Origin of the sequence: Asaia spathodeae NBRC 105894, from assembly GCF_025994195.1 — a bacterium.
GTDB lineage: Bacteria > Pseudomonadota > Alphaproteobacteria > Acetobacterales > Acetobacteraceae > Asaia > Asaia siamensis.
On record NZ_BAPY01000007.1, the window covers coordinates 1 to 22,116 of the forward strand.

The 22,116-nt window shown below is 60.8% G+C and carries 22 protein-coding genes and 1 other RNA gene; 14 read left to right on the top strand and 9 right to left on the bottom strand.

Features of this window, described 5'->3' with window-relative positions:
• Nucleotides 1-31: 31 nt before the first annotated feature.
• The 5 genes from AA105894_RS06835 to AA105894_RS06855 all read right to left on the bottom strand — a co-directional run bounded on the left by AA105894_RS06835 (nt 32) and on the right by AA105894_RS06855 (nt 2,160).
• Nucleotides 32-847, bottom strand: a complete 816-nt coding sequence (locus AA105894_RS06835; protein WP_267311060.1) for a TIGR00282 family metallophosphoesterase — start codon at nt 845-847, stop codon at nt 32-34.
• Nucleotides 844-1,419, bottom strand: a complete 576-nt coding sequence (locus AA105894_RS06840) for a 5-formyltetrahydrofolate cyclo-ligase (RefSeq protein WP_267311061.1) — start codon at nt 1,417-1,419, stop codon at nt 844-846. The genes AA105894_RS06835 and AA105894_RS06840 overlap by 4 nt, the downstream gene beginning before the upstream one ends.
• A 1-nt stretch (nt 1,420) precedes the next feature.
• Nucleotides 1,421-1,577, bottom strand: a non-coding RNA gene (gene ssrS, locus AA105894_RS06845) — 6S RNA.
• A 10-nt stretch (nt 1,578-1,587) separates the two neighbouring features.
• Nucleotides 1,588-1,929, bottom strand: coding sequence for a cell division protein ZapA (locus tag AA105894_RS06850; RefSeq protein ID WP_267311062.1), 342 nt, complete (start codon nt 1,927-1,929; stop codon nt 1,588-1,590).
• A 3-nt stretch (nt 1,930-1,932) separates the two neighbouring features.
• Nucleotides 1,933-2,160, bottom strand: a complete 228-nt coding sequence (locus AA105894_RS06855) for a hypothetical protein (protein WP_267311063.1) — start codon at nt 2,158-2,160, stop codon at nt 1,933-1,935.
• A gap of 180 nt (nt 2,161-2,340) precedes the next feature.
• Between AA105894_RS06855 and AA105894_RS06860 the strand changes: the two genes are divergently transcribed.
• Nucleotides 2,341-2,622, top strand: coding sequence for a hypothetical protein (locus AA105894_RS06860; RefSeq protein WP_267311064.1), 282 nt, complete (start codon nt 2,341-2,343; stop codon nt 2,620-2,622).
• 25 nt (nt 2,623-2,647) lie between these two features.
• A complete protein-coding gene (locus AA105894_RS06865; protein ID WP_267311065.1) occupies nt 2,648-3,238 on the top strand; it encodes a thiamine phosphate synthase in 591 nt (196 codons plus the stop codon).
• Here AA105894_RS06865 and AA105894_RS06870 read toward each other — a convergent pair.
• The 3 genes from AA105894_RS06870 to epmA form a co-directional block, all read right to left on the bottom strand.
• Nucleotides 3,207-3,764 carry a fasciclin domain-containing protein gene (locus tag AA105894_RS06870; RefSeq protein ID WP_267311066.1) on the bottom strand — a complete coding sequence of 186 codons (558 nt, stop codon included), beginning with the start codon at nt 3,762-3,764 and terminating at the stop codon, nt 3,207-3,209. The two genes, AA105894_RS06865 and AA105894_RS06870, sit on opposite strands and share 32 nt — an antisense overlap.
• Before the next feature lie 140 nt (nt 3,765-3,904).
• Nucleotides 3,905-4,318, bottom strand: a complete 414-nt coding sequence (locus tag AA105894_RS06875; protein ID WP_188427547.1) for a hypothetical protein — start codon at nt 4,316-4,318, stop codon at nt 3,905-3,907.
• A 113-nt stretch (nt 4,319-4,431) separates the two neighbouring features.
• Nucleotides 4,432-5,415, bottom strand: coding sequence for an EF-P lysine aminoacylase EpmA (gene epmA, locus AA105894_RS06880; RefSeq protein ID WP_267311067.1), 984 nt, complete (start codon nt 5,413-5,415; stop codon nt 4,432-4,434).
• A gap of 52 nt (nt 5,416-5,467) precedes the next feature.
• Here epmA and AA105894_RS06885 point away from each other — a divergent pair, with 52 nt between their 5' ends.
• Complete coding sequence (locus AA105894_RS06885; RefSeq protein WP_267311068.1) at nt 5,468-6,538, top strand: lysine-2,3-aminomutase-like protein; 1,071 nt, start codon at nt 5,468-5,470, stop codon at nt 6,536-6,538.
• Here the strand turns inward: AA105894_RS06885 and AA105894_RS06890 are convergent.
• Complete coding sequence (locus AA105894_RS06890) at nt 6,527-7,378, bottom strand: DNA/RNA non-specific endonuclease (protein WP_267311069.1); 852 nt, start codon at nt 7,376-7,378, stop codon at nt 6,527-6,529. The genes AA105894_RS06885 and AA105894_RS06890 overlap by 12 nt on opposite strands.
• Nucleotides 7,379-7,625: 247 nt before the next feature.
• Here AA105894_RS06890 and efp point away from each other — a divergent pair, with 247 nt between their 5' ends.
• The 11 genes from efp (at nt 7,626) to AA105894_RS06945 (ending at nt 22,090) form a co-directional block, all read left to right on the top strand.
• A complete protein-coding gene (gene efp / locus AA105894_RS06895; protein ID WP_188427543.1) occupies nt 7,626-8,189 on the top strand; it encodes an elongation factor P in 564 nt (187 codons plus the stop codon).
• A gap of 119 nt (nt 8,190-8,308) precedes the next feature.
• Nucleotides 8,309-9,139 (top strand): inositol monophosphatase family protein, encoded by an 831-nt coding sequence (locus AA105894_RS06900; protein WP_188427542.1) that lies wholly within the window; start codon nt 8,309-8,311, stop codon nt 9,137-9,139.
• A 152-nt stretch (nt 9,140-9,291) separates the two neighbouring features.
• Entirely contained in the window at nt 9,292-10,104 is an 813-nt protein-coding gene (locus AA105894_RS06905) for an OmpA family protein (RefSeq protein WP_267311070.1), read from the top strand.
• On the top strand, nt 10,101-11,273 hold the full coding sequence (locus AA105894_RS06910) for a flagellar motor protein MotA (RefSeq protein ID WP_267311071.1): 1,173 nt from the start codon (nt 10,101-10,103) through the stop codon (nt 11,271-11,273). The genes AA105894_RS06905 and AA105894_RS06910 overlap by 4 nt, the downstream gene beginning before the upstream one ends.
• A gap of 15 nt (nt 11,274-11,288) precedes the next feature.
• Nucleotides 11,289-12,296 carry a peptidoglycan -binding protein gene (locus tag AA105894_RS06915; protein WP_267311072.1) on the top strand — a complete coding sequence of 336 codons (1,008 nt, stop codon included), beginning with the start codon at nt 11,289-11,291 and terminating at the stop codon, nt 12,294-12,296.
• Between the two features lie 99 nt (nt 12,297-12,395).
• Nucleotides 12,396-14,198 (top strand): translation elongation factor 4, encoded by a 1,803-nt coding sequence (lepA, locus tag AA105894_RS06920; protein ID WP_188427560.1) that lies wholly within the window; start codon nt 12,396-12,398, stop codon nt 14,196-14,198.
• 60 nt (nt 14,199-14,258) lie between these two features.
• Nucleotides 14,259-15,764 (top strand): glycosyltransferase family 2 protein, encoded by a 1,506-nt coding sequence (locus tag AA105894_RS06925; RefSeq protein ID WP_267311073.1) that lies wholly within the window; start codon nt 14,259-14,261, stop codon nt 15,762-15,764.
• A gap of 142 nt (nt 15,765-15,906) precedes the next feature.
• Nucleotides 15,907-18,018, top strand: a complete 2,112-nt coding sequence (locus AA105894_RS06930) for an AsmA family protein (RefSeq protein WP_267311074.1) — start codon at nt 15,907-15,909, stop codon at nt 18,016-18,018.
• Between the two features lie 61 nt (nt 18,019-18,079).
• Nucleotides 18,080-19,321, top strand: coding sequence for a nucleotide pyrophosphatase/phosphodiesterase family protein (locus tag AA105894_RS06935; protein WP_267311075.1), 1,242 nt, complete (start codon nt 18,080-18,082; stop codon nt 19,319-19,321).
• A 96-nt stretch (nt 19,322-19,417) separates the two neighbouring features.
• Nucleotides 19,418-20,776: an NCS2 family permease gene (locus AA105894_RS06940; protein ID WP_267311076.1), complete on the top strand. Its 1,359-nt coding sequence runs from the start codon at nt 19,418-19,420 to the stop codon at nt 20,774-20,776.
• A 135-nt stretch (nt 20,777-20,911) separates the two neighbouring features.
• Nucleotides 20,912-22,090 carry a M20 aminoacylase family protein gene (locus tag AA105894_RS06945; protein ID WP_267311077.1) on the top strand — a complete coding sequence of 393 codons (1,179 nt, stop codon included), beginning with the start codon at nt 20,912-20,914 and terminating at the stop codon, nt 22,088-22,090.
• Nucleotides 22,091-22,116 lie beyond the last annotated feature (26 nt).

The following is a 22,116-nucleotide window of genomic DNA, read 5'->3' on the forward strand; positions in this document are numbered from 1 at the left end:
CCCAACAAACCCAAATTAATTCCAAAAAAACTCACAAAACAGGGAACGAGGGGCTCAGATGCCCGCCAGCGCGCACTGCCTCAATGCGTTTGGCAAGCCCCGTCACATCATCCGTCTCGACAAAAACGCCACAAACCGTCGCATCGCCTTCTGCAGGCTGCAGACGCTCACCGGGCAGTTTGCGCACAAAGCGATAGAGGGAGGCTTCCTTCCCCATACCGATCACACTGTCATAGTCGCCGCACATGCCTGCATCGGTCTGATAGGCCGTTCCTTTGGAGAGAATGCGATAATCGGCCGTCGGCACATGGGTGTGCGTCCCCACGACCAGAGATACCTTTCCATCGAGAAAGTGCCCGAACGCCATTTTCTCACTGCCTGTCTCAGCGTGGAGATCGACAATGATCGCATGGGCCGTCATGCCCAGCTTGTGACGTGACAGAAATTCGCTCACTGCCCGAAACGGATCATCGAGCGGGTCCATGAACAGACGCCCCATGACGTTGATCACTAGCACCTTGCGCCCATTGGGCAAAACGATGACATACGCGCCCTGCCCTGGCGTGCCCGGCGGGAAGTTCAGAGGGCGTATGATGCGCGGCTCGGAGTTGATATCGCGGAGCAGCTCTTTCTTGTCCCAAGCATGATTTCCCAGAGTGATGACATCCACCCCGGCCTTGAACAGGTCGGTTGCAATGGCGGTCGAAAGACCAAAGCCGTGAGAGGCATTCTCACCGTTCACGACCACCACATCGAGCTTCAGCGTTTCGCGCCATTCGGGCAAACGCGCCATGACCGCTTCACGGCCCGAGCGACCGACGATATCTCCAAGAAAAAGTAGTCTCACTCTGCTCCGCCTTTCCCGGCCTGTCCTGCCAGGATTTCTTTTTCAGTCACAATCCAGTCGAGAGGCTGGTCATAGGCGCCGAAAGGCACCTGCGCCACTTCCTGCCAGGCAAACGCAAAGCCGATCGATCGACAGCGCAACCCTGCAAGCGTGCGATCATAATAACCACCGCCATATCCCAGACGATTGCCTGAGCGATCAAACGCCAGAAGCGGCACCAACAACGTATCGGGTCGATCAACCTCACCATCCGGATGCATGGTACCGAACCGCCCCTCGAGCATCGTGCCATCGGGTCGCCAGTGCCTGAAAATGAGGGGCTGCCCCTTGGGCGTCGTTTCCGGCAACAGCACGGTACGTCCCGCCTCGGCCAGAAGGGCATAGAGTGGTCGCAGATCCGCCTCCCCCGGCAGGGGCCAGACACAGCCGATTTTCTTCATATGGGGGTTGCTCAGAACAATCGAGGCAAGAGACCCGATCAGTTCTGCCTGAGCTTTCGGCGATGCCGGGTTGCTCGCCCTGCGCGTGCGCATCGCCTGACGCAGAGCCTGTTTTTCTTGATCGCTATTCATGTGTGGAACCACCCTGGCCGTCGGTCTTTCAGCCCTCCCGGACCTGCTCACGCAGGTGGGCACCAGATATCATGACCACGATCACGACAGCGCCAGTTCCCTAAGGAAGTGCTTATCGGCCCAGGGGTTGAGTTGCCTGACGTACCGGGCAGTCCCACAGGACACTACCTAGGCACTCTCCAGCTCGGCTGCAATGCCTTCTGCCCGCTCGGCCAACAAATTAAGCTTCTGCTCGCGCGCCTCGTTCTCGGCGATCAGACGATCCGCACGCTGAACACGCTCGCTGGTCGTGCTGGGCAGGATTTCCTTGGCCAGATCATGCAGTTCATCCGCCATCAACAGCGACGCCATGACCAGGGTCCAGGCCTCACCGCCCTGCGTGCCAAGACCGCGCACCCGCTCGATGCGGCGCTCGACCTGCCTGGCCAGATCCTGAAGATAGCGCTCCTCGCCATCCTGACAGCCTATCGTATAAGAGTATCCGTTGAGACGTACCGTGATCTGGGCCATCGTTTATGCCTCTTCCTCGATATCGAGACGATCAATGAGGTCGCGCACACGCAGGCGCAGCGCCTCGATATTGGCGGCAACAGGCTGCCAGTCTACATTGCTGGGGGCGGGCTCGCGCGAATGATGCAGGGCGTAAGCAATGCGATCCAACGCCTCTTCGATCCGATCTTCGGGTCTTGCAGAACTGCTTGCACTCTCGATCTGATCCGTCAAAACACCCTCATCATCCACATGCGGTTTCCGCTGGTCTATGGAAGCCCGTAACGCGCCGTGAGGTCAAGCATGAAGCCGGAGGAGACTCTCCCCCAGAAGATCATCGCTTTATACGATGACTCGCTTCTCGCTCACCTGCCTCGCCCTGGCTCCGGCACTCCTTACGCGGTTATTCCGGCACAAGGGATCGGGCGAATCATGGGATTTCCCTGGTGGCAGGCCCTGACTGCCCCGCTGGGTGTGCCCGCTGTTTTCGATGCTGATGACGCACCAGCCCTTGCCGCCTCGGCATTGAGAGGGGGGGCACAATGGGTTGTCTACACACAGTCAGGCCCTACATTGGAAACGCTGATTGCCCTGGCCGAAATCTGCAACGGTCATGTTTTGACAAGCCGCCCCTGCACCCTCACTCTTGGCAGACCGCCCTATAACGCTTACCGCATTGGGCAGCTTTCACAGTATCTGGCGCGCGAAAACTGAGCGCCCCTTCCGACGGACCTTGCCCATGCTGCCCTGCGAACTCTACCTGGTCACGATGCCGGATTTCGATCCCTCACGTGAATTGGCTGATCTGGCGAAGGTTCTCGAACGCTGGACACCCGCCGCGCTGCGCCTCAGCACCACCGACGAAACACGCGCCCGAAGCTGCGTCCATGCCATACGTGAAACGGTTCATGCTCACGGCACGGCCCTGATTCTCACCGATCTGCCCGCGCTTGCGCAGGAACTCGGCTGCGACGGCGTTCACCTCACCAGCAGCCCTGCCCAATGCCTGACCGCCAGAGAAGAACTCGGGCGCGATCTGCAACTGGGGGTGTTCTGCGGCACGAGTCGCGACGATGCCATGAATGCCGGCGAACTTGGCGCCGATTATATCTCGATCGCGCCCAACGCGCCCGATCTGGTCGCCTGGTGGTCGCAGATGATGGAACTGCCCATCATTGCCGAGGATATCGAGACGGAAGAGCAGGCATTGGCCATGATCAAGGCCAATGCAGATTTCCTTGCCGTGCCCCTTAGCTTCGTCGATGCCGACGAAGCCGGTGCACGACTGGCCGCCATCGTCAGCCGTGCGGCGGAAGAATTTCCTGGGTAATATAAAGGGTGCCGTTGGATTGCGGTGCCCCGTTCAGCCAGAGTTTCACAACACGGCCCGTCGCATTCATCAGCACGAACTGGCCATTAGACCCATCGCGCTGCACGGTGAGCATATCGCCTGACAACGTCTTCAACCCGATCCTGTCGGATTTGAGCCTAGTCATCGCCTTGTTCAGCGCCTTGGGCGACCAGTTGCCACGCACGATGGTGAAGCCCAGAAGCTGCTTGAGAAGCGCTGCGTTCTGCGATGCCATCAATCCGCCCGGCACCCGGGCGGCATAACGCTCAAACGGCTCATTAGGCAGGGCGAAGACGGTATAAGGCCCGTTACGCCCCAGCCGCGGGAACATGCCTGTCTGGCGCATAGCCTGACGATAATCGGCCAGTTCAAGCGATCCCGAGATATTTTCGATCAGCGGACGATCCGCATACGAAAAGGTCGGCGGCTCGGCATAGGCTACCGGGCTGGAAGTCTCCGTCTTGGTCGAGGCATGATACATATGCGCGCTGCTGACGGCAGGCATCTGCACCGCCGCCAGCGAACTCGGACGGGGAAACGGATCCTGACGCGCGCGGCTCTCACATCCCGCAAGCGCGAGAGCCGCACAGAAACAACCGAGAACTGTCGTTCTTCTTTTTCTTCTTGCAACCAGTGTCATAAGGCTCAGCACCCGTCTCCGCGCATGGTCCAGCCAACGACGCGGCTGTTGTTCAGCTCAAACGTCGTCTGGCAGGTCGTGTTGTAATAGCTGGGAGGAAAACCGCCGAAGCCGCCGCCCCAGCCACCATAGCCACCCCAGCCGCCGTAACCGCCATAGCCACCCCACGGTCCGCCACCCCAGCCCCAGCCCCAGCCACCTGTGCCGGGGGAGTAGTTGGTCTCATTGTCGATATAGGCCAGGAAGTCATGACCGCTGGCCTGATAGGTGCGGGTCGGCACACCGAAGGTGCGCAGCACATCCACGTCCGTCTTGCCGATCATCGAATCCAGCACCTTGCGCTGCTGAACCGTCGGTACGTCGCACGCTGACAGGGTCAGCAAAGCGGCACATGAGAGGAAAATCGTCTTCTTCATCATCCTGTTACCCTTTCCGAAGCTGAAGCCGCCTGCCGGATCAGTTCGAAGCTGGCGCCACTCTAGGCAATAGAAACGACTTTGCCCCCAGAAAAGGTTCATGGCTATCCGAAGGTTTAAGAAAACCACATAATGTCACAGAGTCGTGGTGCGCCGACTGCCAGCATGACGAGCCGGTCAAAGCCCAGGGCTATCCCGCTGCAGGGCGGCAGCGACTGCAGATCGGCCAGAAAGGCCTCATCGAGCGGCCAGTTCTGGTCGGGCGCGAGCGCCAGACGTCTCGCCCGATCTGCCTCGAAGCGCACGCGCTGTTCCTGCGGGTCTGTCAGCTCCTCGAATGCATTGGCGAGTTCGATCCCGGCCGCATAAAGCTCGAAGCGCAGCGCCACCCTTGGGTCTTCCGGATCACGCCGCGACAGGGCTGCCTGCGCGGCCGGCCAATGCGTGAGGAATGTCGGACGCGCCCGGCCAATTTCGGGTTCGACCCGCTCCAGCAGAAGACGAAAGAACAGATCCTCCCATTCCTCTCCGGGGCGCAAGACGGTCCCGGCTTCTCGCGCCAGACGTTCGGCATCGTCGCCTATCGCCAGAAGATCCACGCCGACATAGCGGGCGAAAGCCTCTGCCATGGTCAGACGCTCGAAAGGTGCTGCAAAATCAAGCGTTGTCTCGCCATAAGTCAGGCTCGGCGGCAGAAGCGCGCGCGCAAGTGCTTCTGTCTCATCCATAAGAGACGCCAGTCCGGCGCCCGGTCGATACCATTCGAGCATGGTGAATTCAGGGGCGTGCAAGGCGCTCTGCTCGCCATTTCGCCAGACGCGGGCAAGCTGATAGACCGGCAGACCAGACGCCGCCACGATGCGCTTCATGGCAAATTCCGGGCTCGTATGCAGAAACCGCGTCTCGCGTAAGCCATCAGGCCGCTCGAGCTCGGTGCGGAAGCAGCGCAGATGCACCTCCTCGCCGGGTGTCGGAACAGCATAAGGCGTCTCGACCTCCAGATAACCCCGTGAGTCGAAAAACGCTCTGACGCCCCTTTGCAGCAGCGCACGACGTTGCAGCAAAGGCACCCTGTCGGAAATAGCCGTGCGTCGGACCATGAAATGCGCTCTCCGGTTGCGAAAACTGAGGGGATTGCAGTACAGCCGCCTCATGGCAGAAAAGGTCAATCCCCCCACCCTGCGCAGCGTCGCGCAACTCGTTGCGCATGGGCTCGTCCCCCCTGAGCAGCGCGAGGCGCTCGAAGACGTGGCAAAGGCATTTTCCACAGCCATTCCCGCCGAGTTTCTTTCTCTCATCTCCCATCCTGACGACCCGATCGGCCGTCAGGTGGTCCCGAGCCCTGCCGAACTCAAAACCGCGCCATGGGAAATGCAGGACCCCATCGGAGATGATGCGCTTTCACCCGTCCCGGGCATTGTGCATCGCTATCAGGACCGCGCGCTGCTCAAACCGCTTCTGGTCTGCCCGCTTTATTGCCGTTTCTGCTTCCGGCGCGAGCATGTCGGCCCGGATGGCGGCCTGCTCTCGGACGACGCCCTGGCTACAGCGCTCGCATGGATTGCCGATCACCCCTCTATCACCGAAATCATTCTGACCGGCGGCGACCCGCTCATGCTGAGCCCAAGGCGGCTCGAGCATATCATCGGCGCGCTTTCGGCCATGCCGCATGTCCAGACGATACGTATTCATAGCCGGGTCCCGGTCGCCGATCCGGCGCGCATCACACCAGCCCTGCTCGATGCACTCGAGACAGACTGCGCCATGTGGGTGGTGCTGCACGCCAATCACGCCAGCGAACTGACGCCCAAGGCGCGCCAGGCTGTGCGACAGATCCAGAGCCGGGCCATTCCCGTTCTCAGCCAGTCGGTCCTGCTGCGCGGCGTCAACGACACAGAAGAAGCGCTCGAAGCCCTGCTCCGTGCTTTCGTCACGTCACGGATCAAGCCCTATTATCTGCATCAACTCGACCCTGCCCCGGGCACGGCGCATTTCCACGTGCCCATCGATGAAGGGCGCGCCCTTCTGGCAAAACTGCGCGGCAGAGTGACGGGTCTGGCATGGCCGACCTACGTGCTCGATATCCCCGGTGGCGCGGGGAAGGTGCCGCTGGGTCCCGATTACTACCGCCCCGATACGCATCCGGGCGAGGTACGAGACCCCTATGGCACCGCCCATCGTCTTGATGAGCCTCAACCGGAACCCTCTCTGTCAGAGGGGTGAATCGCCGCTCATCATCCCACGCAGGAAACGTTTCATGACCTGCATGGTCAAACGACGCAGCTTGGGAGAGACGTGATAGGGCTCAGCCTGCGGATCAGGCAGTCTGGTGATGGTCTCACGCATCGCCTGCGGCAGCGTGGGAAAAGGATCGACACCTGTCACCCGTGTCAGCGAGGCAACGGGCACCTGGGTGCAACTCGGTGTGACCGTATTCTTGCAGACATAGACCGAAAGCGCCTTGCGCCCCGGCAGATAGACTGCCTTCCAGACAGAACTCGGCACAGGAAGCGCATTATCGCCAATCACGGCTGGCGAGGCGAGGTGATAGGCTGGCCCCGTCACCACATAGGCCTCGCCTTCTGACAGAACGAGGGCGCGCACCTGTTTCTCGATCCCCGCCCATAGCCCGCGATTCAGGTCGGGAGACTGCGGCACCATATTGGCAAGAGAGAAGCTTTCCTGTTGCGAGGCACGGCTTGGCGCATCACCGCTTGGCGCCATATGCCCGCGATCGAAACCCGAACGGCGGTAATCATCCAGCCGGGCCCGATCCGCTTCGTTCTGTCTTGTCTCCTCATGAAAGACCCCCTGGCGCAACTCATGTTGCGCCGAGCGTATCGCGTCGCGTGTCAGATGCTCGGCAGCCCAGACGGGCTCATGCGTCACACCCGACGCCATGACGGCAAAATCGGTATTGCACAGGAACGTATCACGCTGCATCGGCGCCGGAGCCGACAGAGCGGGCGCCATCCCATCAAGAAAGAGCCCGGAGCACTCTGCCGCAAAACCAGGACGGCAGAACAGAAGCAAACAGACAGCCGGAAGAACGCGTAGGATCATGCCGCGTCGTATCTCCTCAGCAAAAAACAAACAACCGGATCGCGCCCCTTCTGTCGTCACACAAGGGCAGGGCAAATGAACCGCTACTCCCTTCAGGGGCGGCAGCCTTGCTGGCCCGGCACGGTGCCTCAACGGGTGTCACGACTCCATCTCGCTTGCTCTTGCGCGCCCGCTTCGTTAGAAACCCGCCTTTCACGGCGGCACAGACCCGTCGTATTCACATCACGATTCCCGGGATCTTTCTTCCATGAAGCAGCAGGCAAACCTGATTCGCGCCGGACAGGTTATTGAGCATGACGGTCGTCGCTGGACGGTTCTCAAGCAGCAGATCATCACGCCGGGCAAGGGCGGTGCGTTCATTCAGGTTGAAATGCGCGACCTCAACACGGGCAACAAGACCAACGAACGCTGGCGTACGGCTGACACCGTCGAGCGCCTGATGACGGAAGACAAGGACTACAGCTATTCCTATACGGATGGCGACAATATCGTCCTGATGGACCCGGAGACCTTCGAGCAGGTCATGCTGCACAAGGATATCTTCGGCGACCAGCTGCCCTTCCTGCAGGACAACATGGAACTGAACGTGAAGCTGGTCGAAGGCGACCCGGTTGGCGTCTCCCTGCCGCCGCATGTCACACTCGAAATCACCGAGGCCGATCCGGTGGTCAAGGGCCAGACGGCCAGCTCGTCCTACAAGCCCGCCATGCTGTCCAATGGCGTGAAGACCATGGTGCCGCCCTTCATCGAGGCCGGTGAGCGCGTTGTTGTCCGCACCGATGACGCCTCCTATGTCGAACGCGCCAAGTAATCATTGCACCGGGAGAGCATGAGGTTTACCTCGGCTTTCCCTCACGGCACCGGGGCAACCCGGTTCCGTTTCGACCGACTACCCCTGCTCTTTCAAAATCTCTCATCAGGATTAACGCCATGCGTCTCTCGCCGCATATGACCGTCATGCAGAATGCTGCGCAAAAGGCAGCCAAGCGCCTCCTGCGCGACTTCGCTGAAGTCGAGCAGCTTCAGGTCAGCATCAAGGGACCGGGCGATTTCGTCTCCCAGGCCGATCTGCGTGCCGAACAGACAATCCGTGATGAACTTGCCCGCGCACGCCCGGGTTATGCCTTCCTGATGGAAGAAAGCGGCAATTCCGGTGGCGATAACTGGACCTGGCGCTGGATCGTCGACCCGCTCGACGGCACCTCGAACTTCCTTCACGGCATTCCGCAATGGGCTATTTCCATTGCCCTGCAGCGTCGTCACCCTGACGGATCGACTGAAATCGCGGCTGCCATGGTCTATAACCCTGCCGCCAACGAGATGTTCTGGGCCGAGAAGGGCATCGGCGCCTTCCTCAATGAACGTCGCATCCGCGTGTCGGCCCGTCGCGAGCTTTCAGAATCCCTGATTGCCACTGGCATCCCCTTTGCCAAGACTCCCGCCGATCGTCGCCTGCCTTTCGGTCGTACCCTTGCAGCCCTCATGCCCCATGTGGCTGGCTTCCGTCGCTTTGGTGCCGCAGCCCTCGACCTCGCCTGGGTTGCCGCTGGTCGCTACGAAGCCTTCTGGGAAATCGGTCTCAAGCCGTGGGATTGCGCAGCCGGTCTTCTGATCGTGCGCGAGGCCGGTGGCTATGTAACCGACCCGGAAGGGCTGGAAATCACCGATCTGGACAATGACGTCACGCTTGTGGCCGGTAACGGCAATCTGCATGGACCGATCCGCAAGATCGTTCTCGACGCCCTGACCCGCAAGGCCTGAAGCCAAAGGGCCTGTTGAGGCAGGCGCCCTGTCATCGGGTGCCTGCCAAAAATCAATTGCCTAGAATTTTTCGCAAGCGAAGGGAACCCGGAGCGTTGGTGCTTCATTCCCCATTGCCCGAGCGGGGGCAGCGCGATTAGGATCGCCCGGTCATGAAACGGCCGATCCTTCTTTCCCTCCTGTGCTCGGCCGGTCTCCCGGCCGTCCTGCTGACCTCCCTGCCCGCAGCGGCACAGGTCACCTCCAACGACGACGCGCTGCCCGCTGCGGCGCCTGCCAAATCGCAATCCGCCCAAAAAGCGCCCGCGGGCAAGGCCCACGCCGAAAAGAAGCCTCATGCCAAATCGCATGAAGCCGCGCCAAAGAAGCCAGCAGACAAAAAGGCCCCGGCTGCATCCGGCCCCGCTGCCTCTCCCGCTTCGGCACCACGCCTCCCCGCCGCACAACGTGTCGGCGCGCCGCCCGACGTACCCGCCGAGCCGCCCCGTCCCGTGGTCATTCCGCCACCCGGCGTGAAAGTGCCGACTCACCCGCCGGTTCCGCCTGAGGACATCAAGCCCGACCCGGAGGCAAAAGGTCAGACCGAGGCACGCCCGAACGGTCTGCGTGTGCTCTTTGCCGCCAATAGCAGCGGCATGACCCAGCCCATGATCGACGCGATAAAGGCAGAAGCCAGAAAGCTGGCTGGACAGCCGACGCTTCGCGTGACGCTCTGGGCCTCCGCCAGCGGCTCAACGGAAGACCTGTCGACACCACGGCGCATCGCCCTGGCTCGTGCTCTGGCCGTGCGCTCGCTCCTGGTTCGTGAAGGTGTGGCCACAACGCGCATCTACCCGCGTGCCACCGGGCTCGCCCCCGCAGGCTCCAACCCGCCTGACCGTCTCGACATCGTCGCCGAAGGCAGCGTCGCTGCTCCGATTTCAGAAGCCCAGTTCGGAACCGCCCCGAGGACCTCCACTCCATGACCCGCCCGACGCTTTATCTGTTGCGCATGGGGATCTTCCTGATCCTTGTTGCTGCTGTTGCTGCCCTGCTGAGCAAGACGCTCTATGCCGCCTTCTTCGCCAATCCGGCGCTGGACGGTCTGATTCTGGGTGTGCTGATCATCGGCATTCTGTGGAATCTACGCACGGTCCTTCGGCTCATGCCAGAGGTGAAATGGGTCGATCAGCTGCGCGTCAATCGTGCAGGTCTGGCCCAGCCAGCCCCGCCGCGCCTGCTCGGTGCCCTGGCGCGCAATCTGGCCGCACGCACCACGACGGGGCGCCTGAGCCTGTCGCATCAATCGGCTCAGGCCACACTCGACAGCCTTTCAGGGCGCCTGGACGAATCGCGTGACATTTCACGCTACATGACCAGCCTGCTGATCTATCTCGGTCTGCTTGGCACATTCTACGGCCTGTTGCTGACGGTCAGCTCCATTGCGGGTGTGATCGGCGGCATGAGTGTTGGTGACGGCAATCTCGATGCCATGTTCGGCCAGCTCAAGACGGGCCTGGCCGAGCCGCTCAAGGGCATGTCCACCGCCTTCTCAGGGTCGATGTTCGGCCTTGCCGGAGCACTGATCCTCGGTTTTCTCGACCTCAATGCCGGTCAGGCCCAGAACCGCTTCTTCAACGAGGTCGAGGAATGGCTGGTCGGCATCACCAAGCAGGGCGGCGCGCTGATCGAAGGGGGCGATGCCTCTGTCCCGGCCTACGTACAGGCATTGCTTGAGCAGACAGCTGAAAATCTCGAAACACTGCAGAATGTCGTCTCGCGCAGCGAAGAAAGCCGCATGCAGCAGCTTCAGGTCATGGACGGGTTGCAGGAGCGCCTCAAGGCCATGACGGATCTGCTTCAGTCCAACCAGAAGATGATGAACCGCGTGGCAGAGGGCCAGGCACTGCTCGGCCCGTTCCTCAAACATGTCGGTGAGGCTGCCACACCAGGCACAGCGGCCTTCAACGACGCGAAAGATAGCCGCGAGCAGTTCGGTCGTATTGAGGGGCATATCGTGCGCCTGATCGACGAGCTGCATAGCGGCCGCGCCCAGATGGCTGGCGAAATCCGCAATGACCTGCGCGTTCTGGCGCGCACCATTGCGGCAACGAGCCCCAATGGCGGCACGGCCGTTCCTCCGGCAGCACAGTAAGGCGAGGCGGCTTTCATGGCACGACGCTCTCGACGCAGTTCCCATGGTGGGGAACTCAATGCCTGGCCCGGTTATGTGGATGCGCTCTCCACCCTGCTGATGGTGGTGACCTTCGTGTTGCTGGTCTTCGTTCTCGGCCAGCAATTCCTGTCCGTGGCGCTCAGCAAGCGTACCCATTCGCTGGACGAGCTGCGCCAGCAGCTGGCGGCGCTTCAGCACACGCTGTCGATGACCGAGGACAAGAACACCCAGCTCAACGCCATGGTGGCCAGCCTCACAACCGATCGCGACAGCGCCAAACGTCAGGCTGACGTCCTGACCCAGCAGCTCGCCACACTGAATGGCACGATCGCCGAAAAGGAGCAGGCCCTGGCCGCCGCCGGTCAGGCCACGCAATCCGATCAGGCGACCATCGCCCAACTCAAGTCACAGCTTGAGCAGCTCAACCAGCAGCTTCTCGCCATTGGTCAGGCACTGGATATCGCGAAGAAGGATGTGACCACTCGCGACCAGCAGATCACCGATCTGGGCAACAAGCTCAACGTGGCGCTCGCCGACAAGGTGAACCAGCTCAAGCGGTATCGTTCAGAGTTCTTCGGCCGGCTTCAGGATATCCTGAAAAACCAGAAGGGCGTCGAAATCGTCGGTGACCGATTCGTTTTCCAGAGCTCCATTCTCTTCCCTCAGGGAAGCGCCGAGCTGACACCGGAAGGTGAGAAGGAAATTGCGGCCCTGGCCCATACCTTCAAGCAGGTTTCGAGCCAGATCCCGAAAGACATTCCCTGGATCCTGCGTATCGACGGCCATGCCGACAAGCAGCCGATCCATACCGCATTCCCGAGCAACTGGGAGCTGTCGAGCGCGCGTGCCATCACAGTGGTGAAGGTACTGGTCAAGGAAGGCGTCGATCCGCATCATCTCGCCGCAACAGGATTCTCCGATTACCAGCCCCTCGACCAGGGCAATACGGCGGCGGCTTTCGCCCGCAACCGGCGTATCGAATTCCGCCTGACGGATCGCTGATGAGGCGCCCCGAAGCGCCTTTGAAACATTGGGGAGAAATCGCATCGCGCCGGTTTCTCCCCAATGACAAGAACGGCGCAATCGCTTATGTATCGCGCCATGACCGGCACGCCCCTCTCCCAGATCCGCAATTTCTCGATCATCGCGCATATCGACCATGGAAAGTCCACGCTGGCTGACCGGTTGATCCAGGCCTGCGGTGCGCTCACGGCTCGTGAGATGAAAGAGCAGGTTCTGGACAATATGGAGCTGGAGCAGGAGCGCGGCATCACCATCAAGGCGCAAACCGTGCGCCTGACCTATCCTGCCAAAGACGGCAAGACCTACATCCTGAACCTCATGGACACGCCAGGCCATGTCGACTTTGCCTATGAGGTGAGCCGCAGCCTCGCCGCCTGCGAAGGCTCCATTCTGGTGGTGGATGCGTCTCAGGGTGTCGAAGCCCAGACGCTCGCCAATGTCTATCAGGCCATCGACGCCAATCACGAGATCGTCCCGGTTCTGAACAAGGTCGATCTCCCTGCCGCCGATGTCGAGCGCGTGCGTGCCCAGATCGAGGAAGTCGTCGGCATTCCCGCCGATGATGCCGTCGAAGTCTCTGCAAAGACCGGCCTGAACATCGAAGGCGTTCTCGAAGCGCTCGTCACGCGTCTGCCCCCGCCAAAGGGCGATGCCACCAAGCCGCTTCAGGCCCTGCTGGTCGATAGCTGGTACGACCCATATCTCGGCGTCATCATTCTGGTCCGTATCATGGAAGGCACGCTCAAGCGCGGCGACAAGATCCGCATGATGCAGGCCGGGTCCACCTATCATGTCGATCAGGTTGGCGTGTTCCTTCCCAAGATGACGGCGGTCGATTCGCTCGGGCCGGGCGAGATGGGATATATCAACGCCGCCATCAAGACCGTGGCCGATGTGGCCGTGGGTGACACCGTGACCCTGGATCGCCTGCCTGCCGAGAAGCCGCTGGCCGGGTTCAAGCCGTCCATTCCCGTGGTGTGGTGCGGCCTCTTCCCCATCGATGCCGATGATTTCGAGAAGCTGCGCGATTCGCTCGCCAAGCTACGTCTCAACGACGCCTCGTTCCATTTCGAGGCTGAGACCTCGGCGGCTCTTGGCTTCGGCTTCCGCTGCGGCTTCCTCGGCCTGCTGCATCTGGAGATCATCCAGGAGCGCCTGTCGCGCGAGTTCAATCTCGACCTGATCGCAACCGCGCCGTCCGTCGTCTACAAGATGCATCTGACCAACGGCACGCAGGAAGATCTGCACAACCCTGCCGACATGCCCGACCCCGGCAAGATCGAGAAGATCGAAGAGCCATGGATCAAGGCGACCATTCTGGTTCAGGACGAATATCTCGGCAGCGTGCTGACGCTCTGCAGCGAGAGACGTGGCATCCAGATGGATCTGACCTATGTCGGCAACCGCGCCATGGCCGTCTATCGCCTGCCACTCAACGAAGTGGTGTTCGATTTCTACGACCGCCTCAAGTCGCTGACACGCGGCTATGCAAGCTTCGACTATCAGATCGATGGCTATGAAGAGAGCGACCTCGTGCGCATCTCTATCCTCGTCAACCAGGAACCGGTCGATGCACTGGCCTTTGTCGCGCATCGCACGGTTGCCGAAACACGTGGGCGCGCCATTTGCGGCAAGCTCAAGGATCTGATCCCCCGCCAGCTCTTCAAGATCGCGATCCAGGCCTCCATCGGCTCACGCATCATTGCGCGTGAGACGCTGGGTGCCCTCTCGAAAGACGTGACGGCCAAATGCTATGGCGGTGACATCTCGCGCAAGCGCAAGCTTCTGGAAAAACAGAAGGAAGGCAAAAAGCGTATGCGCCAGTTCGGCAAGGTCGAAATTCCGCAGAGTGCCTTCCTCGCCGCGCTGAAGATGGACTGACCTGACGCCTCGTCTCCACCCGACAGGGCTAAAAGCAAAAACAAGAAGGACCCTCCCGATATGGCCTCTACCGCAGCCGTCCTTTTCGTCCAGAATGATGCTGACGATATCGGCTGGTGGATGGCCTATCACCTTGCTCTGGGTTTCGATGCGCTGATCGTCATCGACGATCAGTCGACTGACGGCACATGGGAGATCATCCAGAGCGCGGCTGGCCTCTATCCGATCGAGGCCCAGCGTGCGCCGGCGGGGAGCGGTATCGATTACGCTGAACGCCGCTCTGCTGCGTTCAGTCAGGCCATTGCCTCCTGCCGTTCGCGCTTTGACTGGGTGATCTGCCTCGAGAGCGATGAATATGTCTATCCTGAAAGGGAAGACGCGATCGGCGCCTATCTCGATCGCTTCGCCGATGCCGACGCCATCATGCTGCACTGGTCGATCTTCGGCTCCAACAATCATATAGCCCGCACAGCCCAGGCACCTGTTGCCGCCTATACGCGTCGCGCGCCTCTGGATTTTGCCGATCATGCGCTGGGCAAGCGCTTCGTGCGGCCGGAGGCGGTTCAGAACCACGCACTCGATGGCTGCCACTATGCCCTCGATGAGAGCCGTCATGTCACCGCCTCCGGCGCGCCTTATGACCCGGCCGCAGCACCGGCCTGGGATGGTGCCCGCATTCTGCACTATGTCGCGCGCAACATGACGCATTACACGCGTCGCATTTCCCGACTTCCTGCCGATGTGGCACCGCCCGATCTCTGGTCGCACTTCAACCGCAACGATGAGGAAGATCTCGCGCCCAGCCGTTTTCTGCCTGCGACGCGCGATCATGCGGCGCGCATCGCCCGCGCCGGACTGGACGCATTTTTCTGGCGTGTAAGACAGGATATCGAGGCCTTCAGCCCGAGCTTCCTGCCTGAAACTGTTTTCACCATCCGAAAGCATGAGAGCATCGCGACGGCGCCACGCTTCAACTACGCACAGATCGAAAACAGTGCTGGCGAGCGTCTCGCTTACGACACAGACAAGAACAACCTCGTCTTCGTCTCCTCCGACGCTTCGCCGGAAACCACGCTTCCTGTCTGGCTGGTTATCGACGAGAAAGCCGATCCCGAGACCCCCTCGAAGGGGTTCCTCATGCTGCCCCAGGGCGACGCGCCACCCATCGCGACGGGCGCGCTGCTGACACGCTGGCTGCCCGTGCAGGTAGACGGCAATGTCTCTGCTAATTCTGAACGAACGCCCTGCCGCCTTCTTGCCCTTCAGGGCAGTTCCGGGTTTGGCCCGGATCTCGATGGCGTTCTCGGCCTCAATGCTGTAGCGCCAATGCCCCTGGTGCTCCAGTCCGTGCAGCCCGATCGCGCCCTGACCGAAATGTTGCGCCCCTATTTCGCCCTGCGTGGCCGAGGCGACAGCTTGCGGGACTTTGTGACTGGTCTGGACCTGATGCGCACGCCGCACGCCGATGCTCTTGCCTGCGCCATCGCCCACCTCACGCCAGACGCAAGAAGCATGCTTGAAATCCGCTATGCCGGGCTCGTGCCCCTCTGGCTCGCCGCGGCCTGACGGAACTCCTCCCTTACATTCTCGTATTCAAGGAAGAATGACAGCCGAGGAGGCACCAGCACCCTTGCTTCTGCCAAAGGCAGGACAGGGCGCGTCCGGCTAGCCTCCCGACAAGACAGATCCCAGCAGAAAGGCAGCGCTCGTGGCAGAAAACGGAACCTCACCGAAAGCGCCGCCCAAACGCCCCGTACGCCGTGTGCTGACCGCCACGGCAGGTGGCATGGCTATTTTGCTGGTGCTTCTGATCCTGCTCTGGAACTGGGACTGGTTTGTGCCTCTGGTCAATCGACGGGCCAGCGCCGCGCTGCATCGCCCTGTGACGATCGCCCATCTTCATGTTCGTCTGGGCCTGACGACGACCGTATCGGTCGATGATCTCCAGATTCATCAGCCTGAAGGCTTCGACTCAGAGAAAGAGCTTTTCGCGAGTGCGAAAAAAGCGACTGTCTCGGTCAATGTCTGGCGCTATATCACCCATAAAGGGCTGGAAATTCCGCTGATTGCGCTCGATACGCCCAAAGGCGATATCGTAGCCCTCGCCAACGGCAAAAATAATTACAGCTTCACCGATCCCAATGCGAAGCCCGCGCCGGCACCGCAGGGCAACACCCAGCCCAGCACCCTGCCGAAAATCGGCGATGTGGTCATCACCAATGGTGACATCCGCATCGCGATGGCCAAGCTCAAGACCGACATGCATGTGCTGCTTCATACGACCCCGCCAAAGGGTGATCAGGATGGCAGCATCGTTATCGACCTCAAAGGGCGTTACGCACAGGCCCCGATCACCGGGCATATCGTCGGCGGCTCCCTGTTGACGCTCACCAATTCGACACGCCCGTATCCGATCGATGCTCGCCTTGAAAACGGTCCCACCTATGTCACGCTGCGCGGCTCGGTCGATGACCCGCTGCATTTCAAGGGCACGAAGCTTGTCCTGCATTTTGCCGGGCCGGACATGTCCCTGCTTTACGGTCTGACCGGCATCCCCATTCCGCAGACGCCGTCCTACAGCGTGTCGGGTAATCTCGATTACACCAGCGCCCATATCCGCTTCAGCAATTTCTCGGGCAAGATGGGATCGTCGGATATCGGCGGGACAATCGCCGTCGATCCGCAGACCAAACCGATCACGGTCGACGCCAATCTGTATTCGCATCATGTCGATCTGAAGGATCTCGGTGGCTTCATCGGTGCAAAGCCAGGTCACGAAGAGAGCAAGCAGGCTGCGACAAGCAATCGTATCCTGCCTGACAAGCCGATCAACGTCCCCAAGCTGAACGCCGTCAATGCGCATCTCGTCTATAAGGGCGACCGCATCGAGAACAAGGACATGCCGCTCGACAACATCCTCGCGGATATTGCGGTCCAGGATGGCGCCATTACCATCAACAAGCTGAATTTTGCGGTCGGCGACGGCACGCTTGGCCTGTCCGGCGCACTCGACCCTGCGAAGAACGGTCAATTCGACACGCATTTCAAGGTCGATGTCTCACGCCTGTCGATCCAGCGCCTGATGAAAGCCACCGCCACCTTCAAGGGGCAGGGCACACTGGGTGGCCATATCACTCTGGCGGCGACGGGCAACTCCATCGCGACCCTGCTGGGCAACGGCAATGGTGGCGTGACGCTGGTCGTCGATCATGGCGGCGATGTCTCGGCGCTGCTGCCCGACCTCATGGGCCTCAAGATCGGCAGTGCCATCCTCTCGGCGCTGGGCATTCCCACCCGCTCCGACCTGAAATGCTTCATTGCTGACATGCCGCTGCGTCAGGGCATTCTGAGCACCAATTCGCTTCTGCTCATGACCAACAATACCCGCACTCTCGGCGGTGGTACGGTCAATCTTAAAAACGAGACGCTCGACTATCACGTCACCACACGCTCGACGTCGTTCAACGTGCTCTCGCTGCCCGGCCGTGTGAACATCACCGGCCCCCTCAAGAGCCCTACCATCATGCCGGGTGCGGAAATCATTGGCCGTGCCGCCGCAACAGCCGGGCTCGCTGTTGCCTTCCCGCCAGCTGTGCTGCTGCCGACCATCCAGTTCGGTGTCGGTCAGGGCAGCGCCTGCGAAGATGCCCTGGCTCAGGCCAACACGGCGCCTGCTGCTGGTGTCAAGCCGGGTGCCACAACGGGTAGTGGCGCAGCCAGTGTCCAGCCCACGCCGCACGGCAAGGCCGTGTCGCAGAAACCCCTCAGCCGCAAGCAGGTCCATTCGGTCTGGCAGGAGCGTCTGAAAAAGCAGAACTGACCGGCAATCAGGCCCCATCAAGACGATTGATCCGCAAGCGCCATCCTGCCAGTCTGAAAGGATGGCGCGCTTCCCTTTTATCCTGATCCTGTCCCTGTGTCTGGCCGGTTGTGAAACCGGCCCTGTGGCCCCGAAAGCTGAAACAGCTTTAGGCCTGCCCTCCGTCATCATGGTGTCGATAGATGGCTTCAGGCCCGACACATTGCATCAGGGCGACACCCCTACACTCGACGCGCTGGCCGATCAGGGGGTTTTCGCCCCGATGCGCCCATCCTTTCCGTCCATCACCTTTCCCAATCACTACACGCTGGTCACCGGATTGCGCCCCGACCATCATGGTGTCATCGGCAACACCATGATCGATCCTGATATTCCGGGCGAAATCTTCAGTGTCGGCAAGAAGACGGGGCTCGACGACCCGCGCTGGTGGGATAATGGCACACCGGCCTGGGTCACAGCCCAGGTCCATGGGCTCATGACTGCCGTGATGTTCTGGCCCGGCTCGGACGTGCCCATCCTGAACACACGCCCTGATATCTGGTATCATTTCGATGCCTCACGCACCCCGACCCAGCGGGTTGATACCGTGCTGTCCTGGTTCGACCGTCCAGTCGACAAGCGCCCTGCGCTCTCGCTCCTCTATTTCGACGGGGTGGACCATGCAGGCCATAAATATGGCCCCTTCGCGCCTGAAACCCGCGTAGCGGCAAAGCAGGTCGATACGGCGCTGGCCGGTCTGATCAGCGGCCTCGCGCAGCGCCATGTGGCTGCCAATATCCTAATCGTTTCCGATCACGGCATGGCAGCCCTCAGCCCTCAACGAGTCATTCCCCTGACCAGCCTGGCCCCGGCCCATGCCATGGAGATCGTGACGTCAGGTCCCTATGCCGGAATCAACCCCGTGCCAGGTCATGAGCGCGAACTCGCCCATGCGCTCTCCATCCCTCATGACCACGTCACCTGCTGGCCAAAAGCACATATTCCCGAGAGGCTGCATTACGGCAGTAACCCACGCGTTCCTGCCTGGCTCTGCCTCGCCGAAACCGGCTGGACCCTCACACGCGAGCCGCACGAGCATGTTTCCGCCGGAGGGCACGGCTACGACATGGCCACCCCTGACATGATGGCCACATTCATCGCGTCCGGCCCCGCCTTTTCGCCGCACAAGACCCTGCCAGCCATCGATAACGTCGATGTCTACCCGCTGCTCATGATGCTGCTCGGTCTGCTGCCCGAAAACAATGACGGCTCACTCACCCCGCTTCAGGGTGGCCTGCGCGACACGTATCGCGCCATACAGTGAGTCAGTCGGCGATCAGGGGCTCAAGGCCCTTGTCGCCACGGGCCCTCCCCACCTAGAACGACGCCACGTCTCTTTCCTGCCCGGAGCCCGCCAAACGTGACCTCTTCTCCTCTTTCCTCCTGGCTGGATCGCCGTTTCAAGATCGGACAGAGAGGCTCGACCGTTCAGCGTGAAATTCTGGCAGGTCTCACGACTTTCGGCGCGATGGCTTACATCATGGCGGTCAACCCGGCCATCATGAGCAAGGCGGGGCTTGCGTCGCATGACATGATCATGACGACCATTGCAGCGGCTGTCTGTGGCACGCTGCTCATGGCGCTGTTTGCCAACATGCCTATTGCCCTGGCTCCGGCCATGAGCAGCAATGCGATCTTTGCCCAGATCGTCGTCAATCAGATGCATGTCGATGTGCGTACGGCCTTCACCATCGTTCTGATCGGCGGCATCGCGTTTACCGCCCTTTCCGTCACGAAATTGCGGCACAAGATCATCCAGGCCTTTCCCGAGCCCATTGTGCTGGGCATTCAGGTTGCCATCGGCATTTTCATCGCCCGCCTCGGCATGGTGACAGGCAATCTGGCCGTGGCTGCGCCTGATGGTTTCCATTTCGGCAGCCTGAGCGATCCTTCCGCCCTGCTCACCCTGTTCGGTCTGTTTCTTGCCGGAGTTTTCATTGTCCTGCGCGTTCCGGCAGGGATGCTGATTGCCATTCTGGCCGTCACACTGGTCAGCCTCTTCGTCCACAAGGACGGCCATGCCGTGGCCAGCCTGCCGCATCATGTCGTGGAATGGCCGCATTACCCGACCCATCTGCTGTTTCCGTTCAATTTCGGCGATTTCTTCTCACATCTCGAATTGCTGCTGCCGATCACGCTCTATTTCCTGATCAGCGATTTCTTTGACGCCACCGGCACGATGTACAGTGTCGCCAACCGGGCACGTCTTACAAAGCCTGACGGCACCACCCTTCTCGGTCGCGCTGCCTTCGCTGCCGATGGCTCGGCCAGCATCATCGGCTCGGCGCTGGGCACCAGCACCGTCTCGGCCTATGTCGAAAGCCTTGTCGGCGTGGAAGCCGGGGGTAGGACGGGGCTCACGGCACTCATTGTCGCCCTGCTCTTTGCCGCCTCTTCCGTGCTGTGGCCGCTTATCGTGATGATTCCTCCGGAAGCCACGGCGCCCGTGCTCATTCTCGTCGGACTTTCCATGCTCTCGGCTCTGGGTCAGGCCGCCAATGGCTCGCAGGAGGCGCTTCTCACCCCGGCATTCATGCTGCTGATCGCCGTGCTGACCGGCAATTTCATGATCAGCCTCGCGCTCGGTCTGCTCTTCTATTCGCTGATGCTGCTGGTCACGCGCCAGTTCGTCCGGCTCACGCCGATGGTGCTGGGACTGGACGCCGTGTTCCTGTTCTATCTTTTCCTGATCAGCCAGACCGGGCTCGGGCAGGGCTGACCCTCCTCTACGAAAGCCTGCTCGTCATGTTGTGAAGAGCAGGCGCGGTAACGACAGCGACGCAGGGTCGTTGACACAGGCAAGTAAGGGTTCCTGGCCTGGAGCCCTTCATCAACAGCAATGAGGCTTGCACCCGTGTCATCCCTTCTGAACGAACTCGCCCCGCTCAAGGACGAGTTCATCGCGCTTCGCCACGACCTGCATACGCATCCCGAACTCGGCTTCACTGAAAAACGCACCAGCGATATCGTTGCGTCGAAGCTGACAGAATGGGGCTACACCATCGAGCGCGGCATCGGCGGCACGGGGCTTGTCGCCACGCTGAGCAACGGCAGCAGCAAGAAAATCATCGGCCTGCGCGCCGAAATGGACGCGCTGCCAATTGTGGAGACGACCGGCCTCCCCTGGAAAAGCGCCCAGGAAGGCGTTTCGCATATGTGTGGCCATGACGGACACACCACGATGCTGCTCTGCGCGGCCAAATATCTTGCCGAAAAACGCCCTTTCGACGGGACACTCCACCTCATTTTCCAGCCTGCAGAAGAGCTGCTCTGTGGCGGCAGCCGCATGATCGATGACGGCCTGTTCGACAAATATCCCTGCGATCTCATTTTTGCGCAGCACAACATGCCCGGCTTCCCGAGCGGCAATTTCTATTTCCACAAGGACGCCGCCATGGCGTCTTCTGACACGGTCAAGATCACAATCAAAGGCAAGGGCGGCCATGGTGCCATGCCCCAGAAAGCCAAGGACCCGGTTCTGGCCTGTGCCCAGCTCGTCATGGCACTGCAGAGCATCGTCTCGCGTAATGTCGACCCTTTCGCCCCGGCTGTCGTGACAATCGGCGCCCTCAATGTCGGGCGCGCGGCCAATGTCATTCCGGCTGAGGGCGAACTGCTTCTGACCGTCCGCACCATGACCGATGAGGTGCGCAAACTCGTACTGAGCCGGATCAGCGACATCGCCACGAATACGGCGCTCACCTTCGAATGCCAGGCCACGATCGAGCATGAGAATGGCAGCCCGGTTCTGGTCAATGGCAACAAGGCGATTGATTTCGCCCGCAATACCGCCGCCGAAATCGTCGGCGCCGATCATTGCCATGACAGCCCTGCCTTCATGGGCAGCGAGGATTTCGCCTTCATGCTGCAGGCTCATCCCAATGGCTGCTACTGGTTTGTCGGCAATGGTACGGAAGGGTGCAATGGCACGCCACTGCATAATGGCGGCTTCGACTTCAATGACGCCAACATCATCCCCGGTGCGTCGCTTTTCGTCGGGCTGGTAGAGAAATATCTGGCCCCTTCACGCTGAAACAGGCCTGACACCCACAAGGTTTC

Bases quoted from the DNA above. Each gene is read 5' to 3' on its own strand.
- AA105894_RS06840 (WP_267311061.1), bottom strand. From the start codon at position 1,419: ATGAATAGCGATCAAGAAAAACAGGCTCTGCGTCAGGCGATGCGCACG.
- AA105894_RS06850 (WP_267311062.1), bottom strand. From the start codon at position 1,929: ATGGCCCAGATCACGGTACGTCTCAACGGATACTCTTATACGATAGGC.
- AA105894_RS06860 (WP_267311064.1), top strand. From the start codon at position 2,341: ATGGGATTTCCCTGGTGGCAGGCCCTGACTGCCCCGCTGGGTGTGCCC.
- AA105894_RS06865 (WP_267311065.1), top strand. From the start codon at position 2,648: ATGCTGCCCTGCGAACTCTACCTGGTCACGATGCCGGATTTCGATCCC.
- AA105894_RS06870 (WP_267311066.1), bottom strand. From the start codon at position 3,764: ATGCCTGCCGTCAGCAGCGCGCATATGTATCATGCCTCGACCAAGACG.
- AA105894_RS06875 (WP_188427547.1), bottom strand. From the start codon at position 4,318: ATGATGAAGAAGACGATTTTCCTCTCATGTGCCGCTTTGCTGACCCTG.
- epmA (WP_267311067.1), bottom strand. From the start codon at position 5,415: ATGGTCCGACGCACGGCTATTTCCGACAGGGTGCCTTTGCTGCAACGT.
- AA105894_RS06885 (WP_267311068.1), top strand. From the start codon at position 5,468: ATGGCAGAAAAGGTCAATCCCCCCACCCTGCGCAGCGTCGCGCAACTC.
- AA105894_RS06890 (WP_267311069.1), bottom strand. From the start codon at position 7,378: ATGATCCTACGCGTTCTTCCGGCTGTCTGTTTGCTTCTGTTCTGCCGT.
- efp (WP_188427543.1), top strand. From the start codon at position 7,626: ATGAAGCAGCAGGCAAACCTGATTCGCGCCGGACAGGTTATTGAGCAT.
- AA105894_RS06900 (WP_188427542.1), top strand. From the start codon at position 8,309: ATGCGTCTCTCGCCGCATATGACCGTCATGCAGAATGCTGCGCAAAAG.
- AA105894_RS06905 (WP_267311070.1), top strand. From the start codon at position 9,292: ATGAAACGGCCGATCCTTCTTTCCCTCCTGTGCTCGGCCGGTCTCCCG.
- AA105894_RS06910 (WP_267311071.1), top strand. From the start codon at position 10,101: ATGACCCGCCCGACGCTTTATCTGTTGCGCATGGGGATCTTCCTGATC.
- AA105894_RS06915 (WP_267311072.1), top strand. From the start codon at position 11,289: ATGGCACGACGCTCTCGACGCAGTTCCCATGGTGGGGAACTCAATGCC.
- lepA (WP_188427560.1), top strand. From the start codon at position 12,396: ATGACCGGCACGCCCCTCTCCCAGATCCGCAATTTCTCGATCATCGCG.
- AA105894_RS06925 (WP_267311073.1), top strand. From the start codon at position 14,259: ATGGCCTCTACCGCAGCCGTCCTTTTCGTCCAGAATGATGCTGACGAT.
- AA105894_RS06935 (WP_267311075.1), top strand. From the start codon at position 18,080: ATGGCGCGCTTCCCTTTTATCCTGATCCTGTCCCTGTGTCTGGCCGGT.